Genomic DNA, 17,354 nt, shown 5'->3' with positions numbered 1-17,354 from the left:
GACATTTATACTGCGGTTTGTTGCAGAGGCTTTGGTAAAAATCAACTATGCAATCTGTGCTGCTCGACTTTCTGCAAGTGGGCAACATTGAGTATGGTTACTACCTTATTTTCACTATTAATTAAGCCCTCAATATATTGTGGACCAACACAGCCGCCAAATGCTGGTGCAGGTTTAATATCAGCATTGTCAACATTGAGCACATCAGAAACGGCATCAACAACAAAACCAATAGTGCGTGAGTTACCTTCGTTGTGGTAAGTAAGTACAATAACTACCGTTGTATCTAAGTAACTCGCTTCGCCAATGCTAAATTTGAGACGTAAATCGACAATTGGCACGATAATCCCTCTCATATTAATGACACCTTTAATATAACTTGGTGCATTAGGTATTTTTGTTGGTTGCTCCCAACTTCTAATTTCTTCGACACACAAAATATCAACGGCATATTGCTCTTGTGCTAATAAAAATGTCAGATATTGATCACCGCTGGTGATAAAGTCGACACCTTCCATCGTGTGTTCACCTTCGACGGGAATATCTTGTGCCATCGCTTGAATATTCATAAACAAACCTCCGCTGTTACACTAGCATTGCCGTCGGTTTTTTCCCGTTGGGCATGCTGAGCTTGGGCTAACGCCATATGAATGATACCCGGTATATCCAGAATCATAGCGACTGAGCCATCACCCAGGATTGTCGCCCCTGAAATACCAGCAACTTGTTGATAATTATCTTTTAAACTTTTTATAACTACTTGCTGCTGGGCCAGTAAATCATCTACCATCAAGCCTATTTTTTGACCGTCAGCTTCAACAACGACAAGTAAGGCCTTATCTATTTCCGTGCATTTTGTCGCTAAATTGAACAGTTGATAAATGGGTAAAATGGGCACGTTGTCATCACGTAAACGATAAAGCACCATATCGCCAGACACACGATTAATTAGCTTGTTATCAATTTGCAGGGACTCAACAATCGCAATGAGGGGGATGATGTAGGTTTCGCTACCCACTTTGACTAGTTGCCCATCTAAAATGGCGAGTGTTAGCGGCAGATGCACCTTAAAACAGCTGCCTTTCCCCAGGGTTGACTCAACTTGAATTCGACCGCCAAGTGATTGAATATTACGCTTAACCACATCCATGCCAACACCGCGGCCGGATATATCAGTGACTTCTGCCGCGGTTGAAAAACCTGGTTCAAATAATAAGTCATATACCTGGCTTTCCGTTAAAATAGCATTGACATCAATCAAACCTTTTTCGACCGCTTTTGCTAACACGATTTCGCGATCGATACCGGCGCCATCATCCTTAATTTCAATAACAATATTGCCACCTTGGTGATAGGCGTCTAATGAAATGGTGCCTTTTTCCGGTTTACCCTTAGCAAGTCTAACTTCGCATGATTCTATGCCGTGGTCAGCAGCATTTCTTACTAAATGTACTAAGGGATCGCCAATTTGCTCCATCACAGTTTTATCTAATTCAGTTTGCTCACCCTTAATCACTAATTCCATTTTCTTACCCGTTTTTATCGCTAGATCATGGACAAGGCGAGGAAAACGATTAAAGGCAAAGCTGATAGGCAGCATACGGATACGCATAACGCTTTCTTGTAATTCTTTGGTGTTTTGTAATAGTTGCTCAAGACCACTGGTAAGGCGATCAACCTTGTCCATGTCAAAATCATTGCCTAACTCTGATAACATAGATTGGGTGATAACTAATTCACCAACTAAGTTAATTAAATTATCAATTTTATCTACCCCAACCCGAATGGAGCCAACATCTGCTTTAGCTTTAGCTTTAGCGGGTATATTTTCATCTTCAACCTTGCCGTCTTGAGCAAGCTCTGTTTCAGTGCTCGACTTTGGTGTATTCACAAGTGATTCTTGCTTGGTTGTCGTGCTCTGCGATTGCGGTTCTTCTTCTGAGGCTAGTACGTCAATATCTTGAGATGTATTTGAGGTGTCTGGTATTGGCACTACTTCTAATAAACACTCATCTTCAACCCATTCAAAAATTTCTCTAATCTCAGCTTCATCTGCGTCGGTGTAAAGCGTTAGTTGCCAGCTTAAATAGAGCTCTTGCGGATCAATATCGACTAAAGCAGGTAAATCATTGCAGTCGGCACTGAGTGTTAACTGGCCTAACTCGGCTAAGGCACTGAATATAAAAAGGGGATCATTACCCGTTTTGGCTAAACTATGCTCTGGAATGAAGTTGATGGTATAGCCGCAGACATTACTTGCTGCAACCATGTTTTCACTTTGATTATCGCTGTCACTTGACGGTTCATCGCCTAATGTTTCAGCTAAGCGGCTAGTGGTTTGTGCAACCTTATCCTGATCATACTCTTCATCATCCCGTGCAGCTTCAATGAGTAAACGCATACAATCGACAGATTCAAGCAATATCTCGGTATCTTTACTATTAATTTCTCGTCGGCCATCACGCATTTCATCGAGTAAGGTTTCCACTAGATGAGTAAACTCGGTTACTTTAACAAAGCCAAAAGTTCCGGCGCCCCCTTTAATCGAGTGAGCAGCTCTGAAAATTGAGTCAATAGTTTCATTATCCCCCTCTTTCAAGTTTAATAATTCTGACTCCATTAACTCGAGTCCTTCAAAGCTCTCTTCTAAAAAACTTGGAATAAATTGCGATAAATCAATACTCATAAGTGATTACCTACTCTTTCCTTGTCAAAATCAGGGGGTATTATCACGACAAGATACTTTTATTAATAGCACCTAAGATAATTAAGTTACTGATCTAAAATGATTAAACAGTTTTTTATATTAATAAAGTTACTTAACCACACGTTTAATGGTAGCTAACAACTTTTCTGGGTTAAACGGCTTAACCAACCAACCAGTTGCACCAGCCGATTTACCACGCATTTTCATCTCGGCAGAGCTTTCTGTGGTTAACATCAAAATAGGGGTGAATTTAAAATTAACTAGCTTGCGCAACTCGGTACATAAGCTTATACCATCCATATTGGGCATATTTACATCGGAAATCACCAAGTCAAAACTACTACTTTTCGCTTTATTTAAACCCTCTTGACCATCTTTAGCTTCAACCGTTTGGTATCCCGCACTTTTTAAGGTAAAACTGACCATGTCTCTTATGGAGTTTGAGTCATCAACAACTAACACTTTAGTCATACTGGTTTCCTCATCGTTTAAGGCATTGGAGTGCTGTATTCTATTGATTTATTTTTAATAAGAAAAAGTTCTCAATCCATGATGTATTGCAATAAAATGGCATCACTGATACCAAGTTGTTGAATACTTTCCTTTAAAACACTGGATTTTGACTGCCACTTAATTTCTTTACCCTGGGCAATGATGTAGGTAACAACGGCAAGGATAAATTGCACGCCGATAGTATCGATTCGTGTTAATTCACTGTCATCAATGGTTATTACATCTTGGTCATCAATTAATGGAATAATTAGAGCTCGATACTCGTCAACCTGAGCAATGGTTAAGTCATTGGGGAATTTGATCATTTATTAAAATATCCGTATTTTTATTATTGTGCTTTGTGCCTTAAAGCATATGACAGATTTAACGGAATGCAAGAAAGAGTATTCAAAAATATATAAATGATTTAACCTGTTGATAATAATGGAACTAATATCCTATTTTGTAACTATACTTCAATATTTAACTACATCATTTCAGCTAGCACAAAATATTAAAAATACAATAAAAATACAATAAAAGTTAACTAGTCTTAAATTTTTTAGAGGGTTATTAATAAATAATTTGGGTTTTAACGCCAAAGATAGAGAATATTAACAGAAAAAATAACAGGTCCTAACCAAACAAAATAGGGTAATAAACCCGAAAGATTTAACCATTATTTTGTAAGCGCGTAATTAGCCCCCCTATACCAATATATACCCGTTACCATTCAAAGTGCATGTTTCAGAGTGCTTGAGCAATTTCAATTCAAGGCGCTGTGATGAAATAATGGTTGTTTCATTATGAGTTACAGCAACGATGAAGTGATGTTGCTCAACCGCTTCTTCGATGGGTTTAAAATGACTTTATACCGCGTTAAATAATGAAACCCTAGCATGACTATGCTTCAATTATTTCCCTTGCCTAAAGCGCTTTTAATTCCCACTGAAATCGAGCACTTTGAATGGTGACGGGTATAAATCAAGGCTGTGCATAGTTACCTCAGCACATTAAGAGGAGATAATTATGAAATAACAACAAAATATTTTTCACGGGCCAAAACCACTTTAAACTACACAAAAGTAGTGGTTTAAGTCTCATGCAATTTTTTCACAACAATAACGTGAACCCCGCCACTTTTTAAGCCTGGGGGTAATCGTCTATCTGGCGAAATACTATCCGTTAAACCTCAACAGGTGAACAAGCAGCTAATACCAATTCCAATAAGTTGCTTGAACGTAGTCTGTCGGCAGAGAAGTACTTAAAAGGCTCTGTTGTAGAACACTGTTGTCTATAATGTAACACTCTGATTTAAAGGAAGGTATTGCTGATGTGATAAGATCGAGCTTCACAAGCATGACGGTATATGGATATACCCTTATTAGACTGTGCAGGAGCACACTGTCCTGATGTTTATGTGGAGCCCCATGGAGGGATTATGTTTAGGACAAACGGTATATCGCGGTGACAGGATGTCAATGAGCGTGTATGTGTCTCGCTCGTTTACTCAACAACACAAAACTACAACAGAGCCACTTAAAAACAGATTTAATATTGCACTCAGATAATGGTGCGCCGACGAAAAGCTTAACCATGCGAGCTAGAATGGCTGATTTAGGTGTCGTTAGCTAGACGCTTACGATTAATTTAGACGTTTTAATCCTACAACTTTTAACGCTAGTATAGCCATATAAATACAGCTAACTGGAAAAATAAAGTCGATAAAAAAACGCTAAGCAGTTTATCTGCTTAGCGTTTTTTATATCGATTACTTATCTACTAACTTATAATTGAGCTTATCAGCAGTAAAGACTAATTAACTAACGTTAACCTAGTGATCGTGACCACAGCTGCTATCAGCACTATGTACATGGCCGTGTTTCACTTCGTCTTCAGTCGCTTCACGCACGTCAACGATATCAAGGTCAAAAGTAAGTACTTTACCTGCTAGCGGTGGGTTAATATCAACCGTTACCATAAATTTACCGACTTTAATGACGGTAACTTGGCGTTGACCTTGTTCAGTTTGTATAACAGCAGTCATGCCCTTTTTCCATTTAGCACTTTTGCTCACTAAGCCTTGTAAGTGTTTAACTGGTACACGTTGCTCTAAACCTTCTTGATACTCACCGTAAGCTTCATCTGGTTGTAAGGTTACGGAAAACTTATCTCCGGTTGCTTTACCCGTTAAAGCTTTCTCTAAACCGGCTAAGGTATTGTTAGCGCCATGTAAATAGGTTAGAGGCTCATGACCGTTTGATGATTCTAATTCTTCACCCGCTTCATTTTTAAGGGTGTAATGAAAGTGAGCAACAGTTTTTTCAGCAATTATCATAGTGATCTCTTCGTTAATACCCGTATGAGTATAATTAATACTTAATGTTATATCGGGCAGTTTACCTTGCTTTACTCGGTAATAAAATATATTTAAAGGGCAATGCCATGGCTTTAGTCTCTAAGCAAGTCAATTTACGGCCATACTGTTATGCCCGTACTTTTATATCTAGCGAGTTACGCCCATACCAGTAAGATAACCACACTTAATATTATTAAGAACATACCAAGGTACTCTTTTAAGCTTACCGTTTCTTTAAATACCCGATAGGTCAATGCCAAGGTAATAAAGAACTCAACCTGCCCTAATGCTTTTACATAGGCGGCATTTTGATAACTGGCGCCGGTAAACCAACCAATGGAGCCCAGTACACTGGTAATGCCAACAAATAAACATAAACGCCAATGTTTAAGCATTAAGGCTAATTGTGATTTGTCTTGCAAGTAAATATAAATAAATGACATAACTGATTGCACCGTGATCATAAATACCAAGGTGACCGCAGCACTGACCATTAAGTCGGTATTAAGCGCCAAACTCGACTCACGAATTAACAAGGTGGTGATCGCTAAACCTAAGCCAGCCGCTAGGCCATATCCCATACCAATAAGGCCTTGTGAATCGGCTAAGATATCTCTCAATCTCAACTTCACTTTCGATACAAAGAACACACCAACAACACCGACAACAACACTGAGCCAGCCTAAACCGGACAGTGTCGCACCAAAAAATAAAGCGCCGACAATGGCCACTTGAATGGCCTCCGTTTTAGCCAAACTGGTAGCAACAGCAAAATTACGGTAGCGAAAAGCAGCCACTAAACAGGCGGTGCCCCATATTTGCATGACACAGGCCACTAAGGCATATTGTAAAAATGAGGTATTTAATGCGGGTACTGCTACGTCCCTAAAATTAAGCAGCCACCAAAGGTAGCACCAGGCAAACGGTAAAGCATAAAAGTAACGTACTCCTGTGGTCGCCATTGAGTTGAGCTTAGCGGATAACTTTTTTTGTCCTGCGGTTCTTACCGCCTGCATAGTCGCCGCTAAGAGGGTGAAATAAATCCAAATTTCCACAGATTAATCCTTTAATATGACTAAATAAGTTTTCAATATCGACCGCTTAAACAAGCTATCTTATTGCTTCAATTCAGTAGCTGTCTCAGCATGAAATTCATATTGTTTATCTAAGCTGCTTATCCCCAAACCACTGAGTTTTCTTACTTTAATCTGCACACCAATGCGCTCTTTTAATGCCTCAACATGGCTAATGACACCAATCATTTTGCCACTGGCGTTTAAATTATCAAGAGCATCAAGCGCCACTTCTAAGGTATTGTTATCTAAGGTGCCAAAGCCTTCATCAAGAAATAAAGAGTCAATACTGGTTTTATTACTGACTAAATCTGAAAGTGCCAAGGCCAGTGCCAAACTTATCAAAAAGCTTTCACCGCCAGATAAGGTTTTAATATCGCGAGCAGTATCTCCTTGCCAGGTATCAACCACTTCTAAAGCTAAAGTATCGCTTTGCTGACATTGCAGTTGATAGCGGCTAAATAGTCTATCGAGTTGTGTGTTGGCAAGATGTACTAAATTGGCTAACGTTAAGCCTTGGGCGAAGCGTCTAAATTTGGCGCCATCGGCTGAGCCAATAAGGGCATTAAGGTGACTAAGATCATCCAAGGAGAACTGCGCTTGTTTGATCTGCGTAAGTAGATTTTTTTGCTGAGTTTTATTGGCTTGATCTTGGCTGATTTGTTGACCGAGCTGACCTGTTTTTTGCTGGCACTCTTTCAACATGTCCGACATTTTCATTAAGCTTTTCGACACTGATTTTTCATCAAAATCGACAGCACCATTTTCCTTTAACCTAGCCTTTTGCAGGTTCAATTCAAGAGTGACTTTTTCAGCTTGGTTTATCAATACTTGTGCTTGTTTTTTACTATCACCAATATCATCGGCAAGTTTGCTCAGTTGCTGCTTTTTATCGGGACTAAGCAAAGCGGATAAAACCTGTTGTTCATCGGTAAAATCACTGGCTGCTAGGAGTTTTGTCCAATCACGGGTTACGCTGTCACTTTGCTTAGCCACCGTCTCTAATTGTGTTTTTTCCGTGCTTAGTTGGCCTTTACTTTCCTGCTGTGCTGATATTTCTGCCTGATACAGACGTTTCGCCTGTTCAAGATTTTTATCATCAGCCAGTCGCTCAGCAGTTATTTTTTCTGTCAATATAACCGTATCTTGCATCTGTTTATCGGTGATACCAAGCTCAACAAACAAGGTGACACGTAAGGTGTTTTGAGCGGAAATTTCACTTTGCTGGCCACTTAATTGTGTTTTTACTTGGTTATATAAGTGCTGCTGTTGTTCAACCTGCTGTTTTAGTAAACCTAGCGTGTGCTCAATGCCAGTTAAGAGCTCTTGTGCGGCTTGCTGGTTACTGACAATTTGTTGGTATTCTTGTCCCTGTTTTTTTACAGAGCCTAGCCAAGTTTCATCAATACATATTGACTGAACTTGTCCGCTAGTCTCATCACTTACCGAAACATTAGGCAAGGCTATTTTACTCTCAATTCCGCTCACAGTGATGTCGGCTAATAATTGTCCATTGAGGGTGACCATAGCTTGCTGTGCTAAGGCTAAATCCTTGGCTATCTTTATCTTAAGGTCACGCTGAAAATTGCCTTGTTCGTGCAATAGTTGTAATTGATTTTTCTGACTAGATAATTGCTTATCACCAAGGGTGATTTGCTCAAGGTTTTGTTGCTGAGCTTGACTGTTTTGCTGCAGTGCTTGTTGCAAAGACAGTAACTCATCAAGCTGCTGACTTAAGGTATTTAATTGCTGAGTTAACGCTTGCGCAGTGCCTGCTTCTATTAATGAAATCTGCTGTTCATTTTGCTTGCTAGTAATATCTTCCTTGATAAATGGCTTAACAGTTAACGACTGCCAATTTTGCTCAAGACTCTGTTGCTCGTTAGTGATGCCTTGTAGACGAGAATGTTGCATGGCAAGTTGCGCCGTTAACTGCGCTTGCACACTATTAAGGGCTTTACCTTGTTGTTCTAATTGCGACAATTCATCATTGAGCCGTGATAAACGCTGTTGCTGCTCATCACTATCAAGTGCTTGATAATCATTTATCGCTGGGTGTTCACATGAGCCACATAAGGGGCAAGCGTCTTCGGCTTGTAGTTTTGCTCTGTGCTCACTGAGCGCCATAATAGTTTGCTGCTGAGCAAGTAAACGTTCAACGTCTTTTTTCTGTTGCTGATTAGCACCATAACTTATGCGTAACTGTATTAGCTCTTGCTCTGTTATGGTCAGTTGTTGCTTATCTTTTACTTGTTGTCGTGACAAACCTTGTTGCTCATCAGCCAACACCTGAAACCGCTGTGCTAGCTGCAGGGCTTGTTTTAAGCTTAGTTGTTGCTCTTGGCTATCAACAACCGCTTGATTAAGGGTCTCGCTGGTTACCTCAGTTATCGCTGCTGCCTGATTTACGCCCTTATCCTCTGCGTTATCATCACTAAAGCGAGCAAAGATAGCCTGCGCCGCTTGGCTGTTTTGCACCCCTTGCTGTGCTTGGTCGACCAGGGTTTGCTGTTGTTCATTAAGCGCGAGTAACAGCCCTTCACTCTGCGTAATGTGCTGCTGTTGTGTTTGATGTTGAGCTTGTAAACCAAGCAGCGTTTGCTCAAGCTTACTTTGCTCGGTTAATAAGCCCTGCACACTCACTTGCTGTTGAGTTAATTGCTGATATTGATTTTGCCATAAGGGTAGTTTTTCCGGCAATTGCTGCAAGGCATGGCCTTGAGCTAACGCTTCTTGTTGCTGCACCACTGTCTGTAATATTTGCTCTTGCTCGGTTTGAGCCGTAACTAAAGCCGCTTCGTTAACCGTTAATTCCTTGCTTTGTCCCGCGACACTATTGTTAGTCTCTTGCCAAGCTGCTTGTTGGTGAGTAATGGCATGTTCAAGCGGTTGGATCTTTTCCTGCAATACTTGCTCAATAACGTTACGTTGTTTTTCTGCCGTAATTTGGCTGGTTTTTAGCTGGGTTAAGACACTATCACTGGCTAAAACCGCTTGCTCCAGTGTTGCTAATTGCTCGGTTTGACTAGTCACTTGCTGCAAACTTTGCTGGTATTGCTGACGATAATGCGCCATTTGCTCATAAGGCGCGCGCAGCGGCTCAGCCAAGGTCGACTGGATGAGTAAATCAAGATCGGCTTTTGCTTGCTGCTCTTGCGTCTCTATCACTGTTAACTGCTGCTTTGCCTCTTGTTGTGCTTGTGCATTAGTCGATAAATTCGAGCACCAATTTTTTACTTGTTGCGCCTGCTGCACTTGTTCATTTAACTGTTTTTCTTGCCTTGTGGTTTGCGCAAGTTGTCGCTCAAGCTCACTGACCTGTTCTTCATCAAGTAAGGCTACACCTTGGCTCTGAGCTTGTAATAACTTCAATTCTTCACTGGCACTGCGGTGATTATCAAAAACTTGTTGGGAAATATCGCCGTAAATTTCGGTACCGGTGAGCTGTTCAAGTAATTGCGCGCGCTCATTGGCCGGAGCATTTAAAAAGGCGGCAAACTCTCCTTGGGAAAGCATCATTGATTTGGTAAAACGTGAAAAGTTAAGCCCAGTTAAATCGCTAATATCGCTGCGCACTGTTTTAAGCTTATTTGACATTATGGTGCCATCGAGTTTAGCGAGTTCCGCCACAGGCTCTAATAAATTGCCATCAAGCTTATTGCGGGCTCTTTTTTGGCTCCAAAAGGCCCGATATCCTTGACCTTTCACTTCAAATTCAACCTCAGCCATACAGTGACTAGTATGGCGGGTCATTAACTGGTTTTGTTTTTTAGAAACAGTTAAACGCGGTGTTTGATGATAAAGCGCTAAACAAATAGCATCGAGTATGGTGGTTTTTCCGGCCCCAGTAGGACCGGTAATGGCGAATAAACCGCTGCTATCAAAAGGCGCGGCACTAAAATCTATTTTCCAACTGCCTTTGAGAGAATTAATGTTCTCAAAGCGTAAAGTTAAAATTCTCATAAATTGTCTTGCTCAACCTCTTCAACCTTGCCATTTTCCTTGCCCGCATCACTATCACAAGCCTCGCTTTGTCCTTGTTTTTCAGCCTCACCTTGCTTAACTTCAGCTGAGCGCTTAGCGGAAAGCTCCACCGATAGCTCAGTAAACAATAATTTCAAGCGCACTTTACGGGCTAATTCCTCCTCTGTTTGCCAATCCAGTTGTGACAAACGCGAATCAAATACTTCTGCCAACGATAATTCGCTTAAAGTACTGTTATCTTGCTGTGACAGTTGTGCTTGCAGACGTTGCCGTGCTTTTTTACAACGACGCACCAATAACACTTCAAACGGCATATCAACAACAAGCTCACTGACTCTTTGTGATAAATCACGCAAGTGATCGCCATTATCAATTTCGATATCAAGCCAAGCTTTGCTCTCAATCGCTAGCTCGGTTTGCGCACTCTGCTCTTTAAACAATTCAAACTCTACCAGGGTCTTTTTTAAGTTGCACTCAAGCTCATCCACGGAAGTTTTTACCATATATAACGCTTGAAAACACGGCACCATAATATCGTTAACCTGAGCAAGTTTGCCCGAGATGAACTCAACCATAAGTACGCGTTTTTCCTGTTTTGCTTCATCAAAACTAAGCGCGATTGGCGAGCCGCAATAACGAATGTGCTCTGATTTCGCCACGTGTTGCGCTCTATGGATATGACCCAGAGCTATATAGTCTGCTGGCGGAAAAGCGCTAGCAGGAAAAGCTTCTAACGAGCCTATATAAATATCTCTGACCGAGTCACTTTTACTGTCATTTATCGAGACACCAAGGGCGGTTAAATGTCCGGTGGCAATAATAGGCAATTGCTCGCCCTGCTCTACATCTTTCGATATTTCTTTGGATGGTGCTTTAGCTTGTGTTTTGGCTTGCTCTTTGAATAACTTTTTAGCTAAAACAACCGCGTGTTGATAAAGGTGCTGATAATGAGCACTGATCGCCTGTTGTAAATTTTGCTGTTTATCACTGGCTGACTGACCAGCACGGCTTTTAATAACATCACGTGGACGGACAAAAGGAATGGCACAAATAATGGCCGATGCTTGCCCTTTGGCATTCATTAACGGAAAAACTTGCTGTGCCAAGGCCTTAGCTGCCGCACTTGTTTCATTACTTAAATCATCTTCAGCAAGTGACACAGGTATTACTTGGGTAATAACGCGGGTAGATAAACTGGCTAATACCGCTTGCGACTCAGACAACATCGCCACTGAGTCATGATTTCCAGCCAATATAACCAATTGGCAAGCAGTCAGATGTAGCTTGGCAATAAAATCATAATACATTTCACGGGCATAACTTGGTGGGGTTGAGGTATCAAAAATATCACCGGCAACAATAATGGCCTCAATATTATGTTTACTAACTTGTGCTATCAACCAGCTAAGAAATTGTTGATGTTCATTGGCGCGGCTTTTGCCGTAAAAATATTGGCCAAGGTGCCAATCTGAGGTATGGATAATGCGCATAAAACGGGAAAAACTGTGCAATGAAAACGTGCCCGTAGTTTACCTGAACAAGTAAATTAAGTGTAGGCAGTTATCACTATCCTTTAAGGCTAATTAATAGTAACGACCAAAAAGCTCACACTGACCACCCGCTATACCATTACAAATATCTCTTCGGCTTTAGGTAGCCAAATACATGGCTCATAAAATTCATTGTTAGGCCTTTTTCCCTTTAGGATTGCCAATATGCCCCTTGTGTAGCAGAAACACTCAGAGCAGAGGTTTTTGTCCCGGCACAATGTTCCGACCCTCATTAAAAATATCGTGCTCATCGGTAGCATTTTTGCTATTAACAGGTTAAGCAGCTGAATCGAATTACTCAATTAATGAAGGCTTTATTGGTCTTATTTAGCCACTTATTAAGGGTCTCCGTTAATATTTCTAACTCTATTGGCTTAGTTAAATAGTCACTCATACCCGCAGCAAAACATTTCTCATCATCGCCAATCATAGCGTTAGCAGTCATGGCAATAATAGGGATGTCTTTATAGTTATCCCCTGCTTCGCCCAAGCGAATTTCTCTGGTCGCTTGATAGCCATCCATGGTTGGCATTTGGCAATCCATTAACACCAAAGTGAAGGGGTCGTCTGCATGGGCGTTAGCCAAAACATGTAAAGCTTCTTGGCCATTCTTAGCCGCGGTAACATTAAGGCCAATGGCATTAAGCATTTGCGTCGCTACCACAGTATTAATTCGGTTATCTTCGACCAATAAAATTTTAACATCAGCTGACCTGCTTATAGGCTCGACACCTTGGTCACTGCTAGCGCTATTATGTTCAGCTAATTCATGCTTTTCATGGGAAAATGAAGCTAGATATTGATGGGTAATAATAGGTTGCGAGCCGTTAGTATCACTGGCAGTGGCTTTTATTATTGCTAACGCATCCAAAATATCGGCTCCGGTAACCGGTTTTGAGAAATAGGCACTAAAACCTAAATCACTAAAGTACTGCTTATCTCCTTGTGCTGACATGGATGTCATCATTACCATAGGCAGTTGATTAAAACGCTTATCGCTTCTTATTTTCCTAGCAAAAGTGGCACCGTCCATTTCCGGCATCTGCATATCAACAAAGATCACATCAAACAAAGCCTGCTCATTGTCATAACACTGTGCCAGTTTGAATAACGCCGCAGCTGCACTGTCCGCTTCTTCTACATAACAGCCCCAGTGCTCTAATTGTCCCCTTAATACTTCCCTATTGGTGGCGTTATCATCTATCACTAATAAGGATAACTTGCTGACATCAATATGGGGGATTACCTGTTTAGATTGGTTACTTTTTAACAAAGTAATATTAAATTTAAAACAACTGCCCTTAGCCAAGGTACTAGTAACGGATATGGAACCTTGCATCAATTCACATAATTGTTTGGCTATGGATAAACCGAGCCCAGTGCCGCCATATTTTCGGGTAGTGGAAGAGTCAACTTGGGTAAATAGTTGAAAAAGCTTATTAATGGCTTTTTTCGGAATACCTATGCCACTATCCTGCACGGTACAAGTAAAGATTAACGCACAATTTTCGTCCTCCACTAGTTCTGCCCTAACGATAATCTCGCCCTTTTCGGTAAACTTTATGGCGTTTGAAACTAAATTAGCAATGATTTGCCTAATGCGGTCTGGATCACCTTTGACCATGGAATGTTCAATATGAGTAATATCGAGAATAATTTCTAAGCCTTTACTTTCAACTTGTAAGGCTACAGATTGAGCAAATTCAATTAATAAACTGCGCACATCAAAGTCCAGTATTTCTAAATCTAGTTTCCCTGCTTCCACTTTGGAAAAGTCTAAAATGTCATTCAATAAAACTAATAATGACTTAGCGCTAGAACGAGCGATAGTTGCCTTATATAGTTGATTTTCATCCAGGTTTGACCTAATCAATAAATCTAACATGCCTAAAACGCCATTCATTGGAGTACGAATTTCATGACTCATGCTAGCTAAAAACTCGGCCTTTGCTTTAGTTGAAGCTTCGGCATCAGCTTTGGCCAGCATGAGCTTATTAAACATTTTGTTGATGATGTTAGAAACGACCGCTAACATAGATAAAAAAAGTGTGGCAGCGGTTAATATAACCGTCATCATGGCATGTGAATTACTAGATTCTCCGTGGGTTAAATCGCCTGTTGCCAAAAAGATCGATGCTTGCATACCCATATAATGCATACCGGTAATAGCGGCACCAACTAACGCCGCAGAGCGTATCAACTGGTATTTCCCTTCCCTGGTAGAATTAACAGTATATTTTCCGGCATACAGAGCAAAAATAGCCAAGACTACGGCAACAATGATAGAGAGCAGGAAAAACCAGGGCTGGTAAACTAAAATGAAATTACCATACATTGCTTCCATGCCCATATAATGCATGGTGCCAATACCCGCTCCTAAGATAATTCCAGCGCCGATAAGCTGCCAACTATCATATTTATCACGATCAATAAAAAACAACGCGATGTAACTGGCCGCAATAGCAGGCAGAACAGATAATGCGGTGAGTACAAGATGATGGTGCACGGCTACGGGTAATGATAACGCCAGCATACCAACAAAGTGCATCGACCATATTGCGCACCCCATGGCGATAGAGCCGCCAATATGCCATAAGCGCTTAGTGGTAACTGACTCAGCATTACGCATAGAAGGAATGGTAGATAACCCCGCGTACACCCCAATCCAAGCAACGATATAAGAAGCAAAGACAACAAAGTAATTATAATCGGTAGTTAATGTCAGCAAGAGATCGGTATTATTATCTATAAATTCTAAGCCAAACATATTTTGCGTCTCAAGATTGAAAGAGGAGGAGATAAAATTTACAATTCATTAGCATTTAGCATAGACCCATTTAGCCCTAGGTCAATTTCACCTTAGCGTGATCCTTATTTTCTCTGCTGTCAAAAAAGTTGCCTTCGCGAACAGGTTGGCAATTAAGCTTATGACTATATAAATGGGCTATTTCTCCCGCTTTATTCAAAAATCAGTTAGCTTAAGCTAACTTCAATAGTTACCTTTAAAAATCTATTGCTCTGCTAGCACTCGCCAATTGTCTATTAACATAATAAAATCGCCTTTTTCGCTTAGCTTAAGTCCAATTGAAAGTACGGTGTTTTCATCGACTAGGTTAATGTCTTTGGAAAAGTTAACACCGGCAGATAGACCGACTCTCTTTTTATTGCCCGCTTTTCTTTCAAGGTTAATCATAGCTAAATTTTTTATCGCTTTAGCATTTAGCTTTAAAATATAAATATCCATTGCCGGCCGACTAGAGAAGTAGCTTTCTTTAGCCGCAAGCTTAGCCAAACTTACCTTTTCTAAAGGAAAGTTATAATGTCTTTGCCCTGCTTCATCTTCAACCGTTGCCGATAAAGTTACCGAAACGACAGGATCAAAATTTGCGGCACTATTTATCGTCACTTCGATGGTAATGCCACGAGGATCCACTTGGAAAAAATCATCGGGTTTAGCATCAGCAAAATGCATCATGGTAGCTAGTGGCACACTTGAGCAGGCGTTTATCAGTAAAGTAGCAAGTAAAATTGAAATCAGGTTGAACTTCTTCATTATTTTTCCTAATGAGAGACTGTAGCAAAAGGTTTAGTGGTAGAAAACTCCCGATATAATGGCTTAGTCATCAAGCGAGTCTTCTGGCTTGTAGCGCTGTTAAGATAAGGTGAACATTGCTTATGCTCTAATAAATAGACCGCCTCGCTTAACATAGGATCCTTACTCGAGCCCCAAGGTCCTGCCACACTATCAATCGCTGGACAATCCACTGCTATGCCGTCAAAAAAGTCACCATAGCCGTCGGCATTATGGTTATGATGAGTAATAGCAAAGATAACTTCATCACAGAGTTGAGCGACTCTCATGCCCACGGGTTTACCATAGGTTTTTTGACCCACTAATTTTACCTCTAAAAAAGGTTTTAGCGAGTTGATCAATACTTCACTACCCGAAGCCGATTCTCCCGTAGTGATAAAAACCACTTTCGACAAACTTAAATAGTGTTCCGCCTTGTTAAGATTAAAAATCTCAACAGCACTAACATGGTTGGCGTTATTGGTTGGCGCATTATAAATTTCCCCAAAGACATTATCACCACCAATTTGACTGGCTAATTGGTTAGACATGCGAGAGGTACCACCATGGTTATAACGTAAATCGACAATGAGTTCATCGACATTTTGCTCCTTAAAATAGCGAAAAACTTGATTTAAGTCCTCACTACTGGGGTCAATAAAACTGTTATAAACCAGATAACCAATTTTCCCTACTTCGGACTCAATCACCTCAGTAGCAAAAACGGTATTGGTGGTTACTTTACTTTGTATCATTTCTCTGGTGATTACGGTGCCATCGAGTTGTCGCCAAGTAAAAGCAACCAACTGGCTTTGCTCTATAGTGAGCCAGAATTCTGCCCAGCTAAAGTCTGCTTTACTGAGTAATTCACTTAAATTATTGCCGGCTATGTGAGTAATACGATCGCCTCGACTTAAGCCTATTTTTTGTGCATTGCTATCGTCAAAAACAAAATTAACGATTAGCTCATCCGTCATTTCATCCGTGCTATTAGCCATGCCATAACCAAACGTTTGTGCATTAACAAACATATCGTCACTTTCTTGTTTAGAAACAACAAAACTGTAACGGTCGAGCGGGTTTTTCTCTTTAATGTCAGCTAATAAATCGTCTATAGAAAGAAAGTCTGCCAGTACGGAGTTTTGATCTAAGGCATCATTCCATAAATACCAATCATTCATGTATTCCCACATGGCGATATTTTTTAGGCTTTGCTCACGACAAACTTGTTCATCCATAGTGATTATTGGACTGTCTTGTTGACCTTCTTGTTGACCTTCTTGGCAAGCTGGCAGCAGGCATACCAAGAGTAGAATATTCATTATTTTTAACATTAATCCTTTACCCATTTATTTATAAGTCGCTTAAAACGTCGATAAATAGTCATACAGTTTTGCCTGAGAAACTGTGCTAACCGACGATAGAAACGCTACTTTAATGACATAAAAAGCAAACAACAAGGGGTAAAAACTCATTGAATTTTCAGATAAAAGTGAAGCGTATATGTCAGGCACTATAAATACATTAACTAGTTGTTATATATGGTAATAACAAGAATACAGCCGTTAAATTAATTATTGAACGGTAGATGTTTTTTTCACAAAAAGTAGAGCTATAT

11 protein-coding genes are annotated in these 17,354 nt (G+C 40.5%); all 11 read right to left on the bottom strand.

Annotated elements, in window-relative coordinates; all coding sequences use genetic code 11:
• Positions 1-41: 41 nt before the first annotated feature.
• The 11 genes from ASU03_RS06815 to ASU03_RS06765 all read right to left on the bottom strand — a co-directional run bounded on the left by ASU03_RS06815 (position 42) and on the right by ASU03_RS06765 (position 17,058).
• Positions 42-569, bottom strand: a complete 528-nt coding sequence (locus ASU03_RS06815; protein ID WP_057831129.1) for a chemotaxis protein CheW — start codon at positions 567-569, stop codon at positions 42-44.
• Entirely contained in the window at positions 566-2,686 is a 2,121-nt protein-coding gene (locus ASU03_RS06810; RefSeq protein WP_057831128.1) for a chemotaxis protein CheA, read from the bottom strand. The genes ASU03_RS06815 and ASU03_RS06810 overlap by 4 nt, the downstream gene beginning before the upstream one ends.
• Positions 2,687-2,815: 129 nt before the next feature.
• On the bottom strand, positions 2,816-3,178 hold the full coding sequence (locus ASU03_RS06805) for a response regulator (protein ID WP_057831127.1): 363 nt from the start codon (positions 3,176-3,178) through the stop codon (positions 2,816-2,818).
• Between the two features lie 71 nt (positions 3,179-3,249).
• Positions 3,250-3,525 (bottom strand): STAS domain-containing protein, encoded by a 276-nt coding sequence (locus tag ASU03_RS06800; protein WP_057831126.1) that lies wholly within the window; start codon positions 3,523-3,525, stop codon positions 3,250-3,252.
• 1,508 nt (positions 3,526-5,033) lie between these two features.
• Entirely contained in the window at positions 5,034-5,537 is a 504-nt protein-coding gene (locus tag ASU03_RS06795) for an FKBP-type peptidyl-prolyl cis-trans isomerase (protein ID WP_057831125.1), read from the bottom strand.
• Between the two features lie 176 nt (positions 5,538-5,713).
• Complete coding sequence (locus ASU03_RS06790; protein WP_057831124.1) at positions 5,714-6,613, bottom strand: DMT family transporter; 900 nt, start codon at positions 6,611-6,613, stop codon at positions 5,714-5,716.
• Positions 6,614-6,673: 60 nt separating this feature from the next.
• Positions 6,674-10,594, bottom strand: coding sequence for an AAA family ATPase (locus ASU03_RS06785; protein WP_057831123.1), 3,921 nt, complete (start codon positions 10,592-10,594; stop codon positions 6,674-6,676).
• A complete protein-coding gene (gene sbcD, locus ASU03_RS06780; protein ID WP_331456663.1) occupies positions 10,591-12,126 on the bottom strand; it encodes an exonuclease subunit SbcD in 1,536 nt (511 codons plus the stop codon). Before sbcD ends, ASU03_RS06785 begins: the two co-directional genes overlap by 4 nt.
• A 337-nt stretch (positions 12,127-12,463) precedes the next feature.
• Positions 12,464-14,932: a response regulator gene (locus ASU03_RS06775; RefSeq protein ID WP_057831121.1), complete on the bottom strand. Its 2,469-nt coding sequence runs from the start codon at positions 14,930-14,932 to the stop codon at positions 12,464-12,466.
• Positions 14,933-15,175: 243 nt separating this feature from the next.
• Positions 15,176-15,718: a hypothetical protein gene (locus ASU03_RS06770; RefSeq protein WP_057831120.1), complete on the bottom strand. Its 543-nt coding sequence runs from the start codon at positions 15,716-15,718 to the stop codon at positions 15,176-15,178.
• An 8-nt stretch (positions 15,719-15,726) separates the two neighbouring features.
• Positions 15,727-17,058 (bottom strand): S41 family peptidase, encoded by a 1,332-nt coding sequence (locus ASU03_RS06765; protein WP_197411212.1) that lies wholly within the window; start codon positions 17,056-17,058, stop codon positions 15,727-15,729.
• Positions 17,059-17,354: the final 296 nt, after the last annotated feature.

The organism is Colwellia sp. TT2012 (assembly GCF_001440345.1).
Taxonomy (GTDB): Bacteria; Pseudomonadota; Gammaproteobacteria; order Enterobacterales; family Alteromonadaceae; genus Colwellia.
This window is presented reverse-complemented; position numbering and strand designations above follow the sequence as displayed.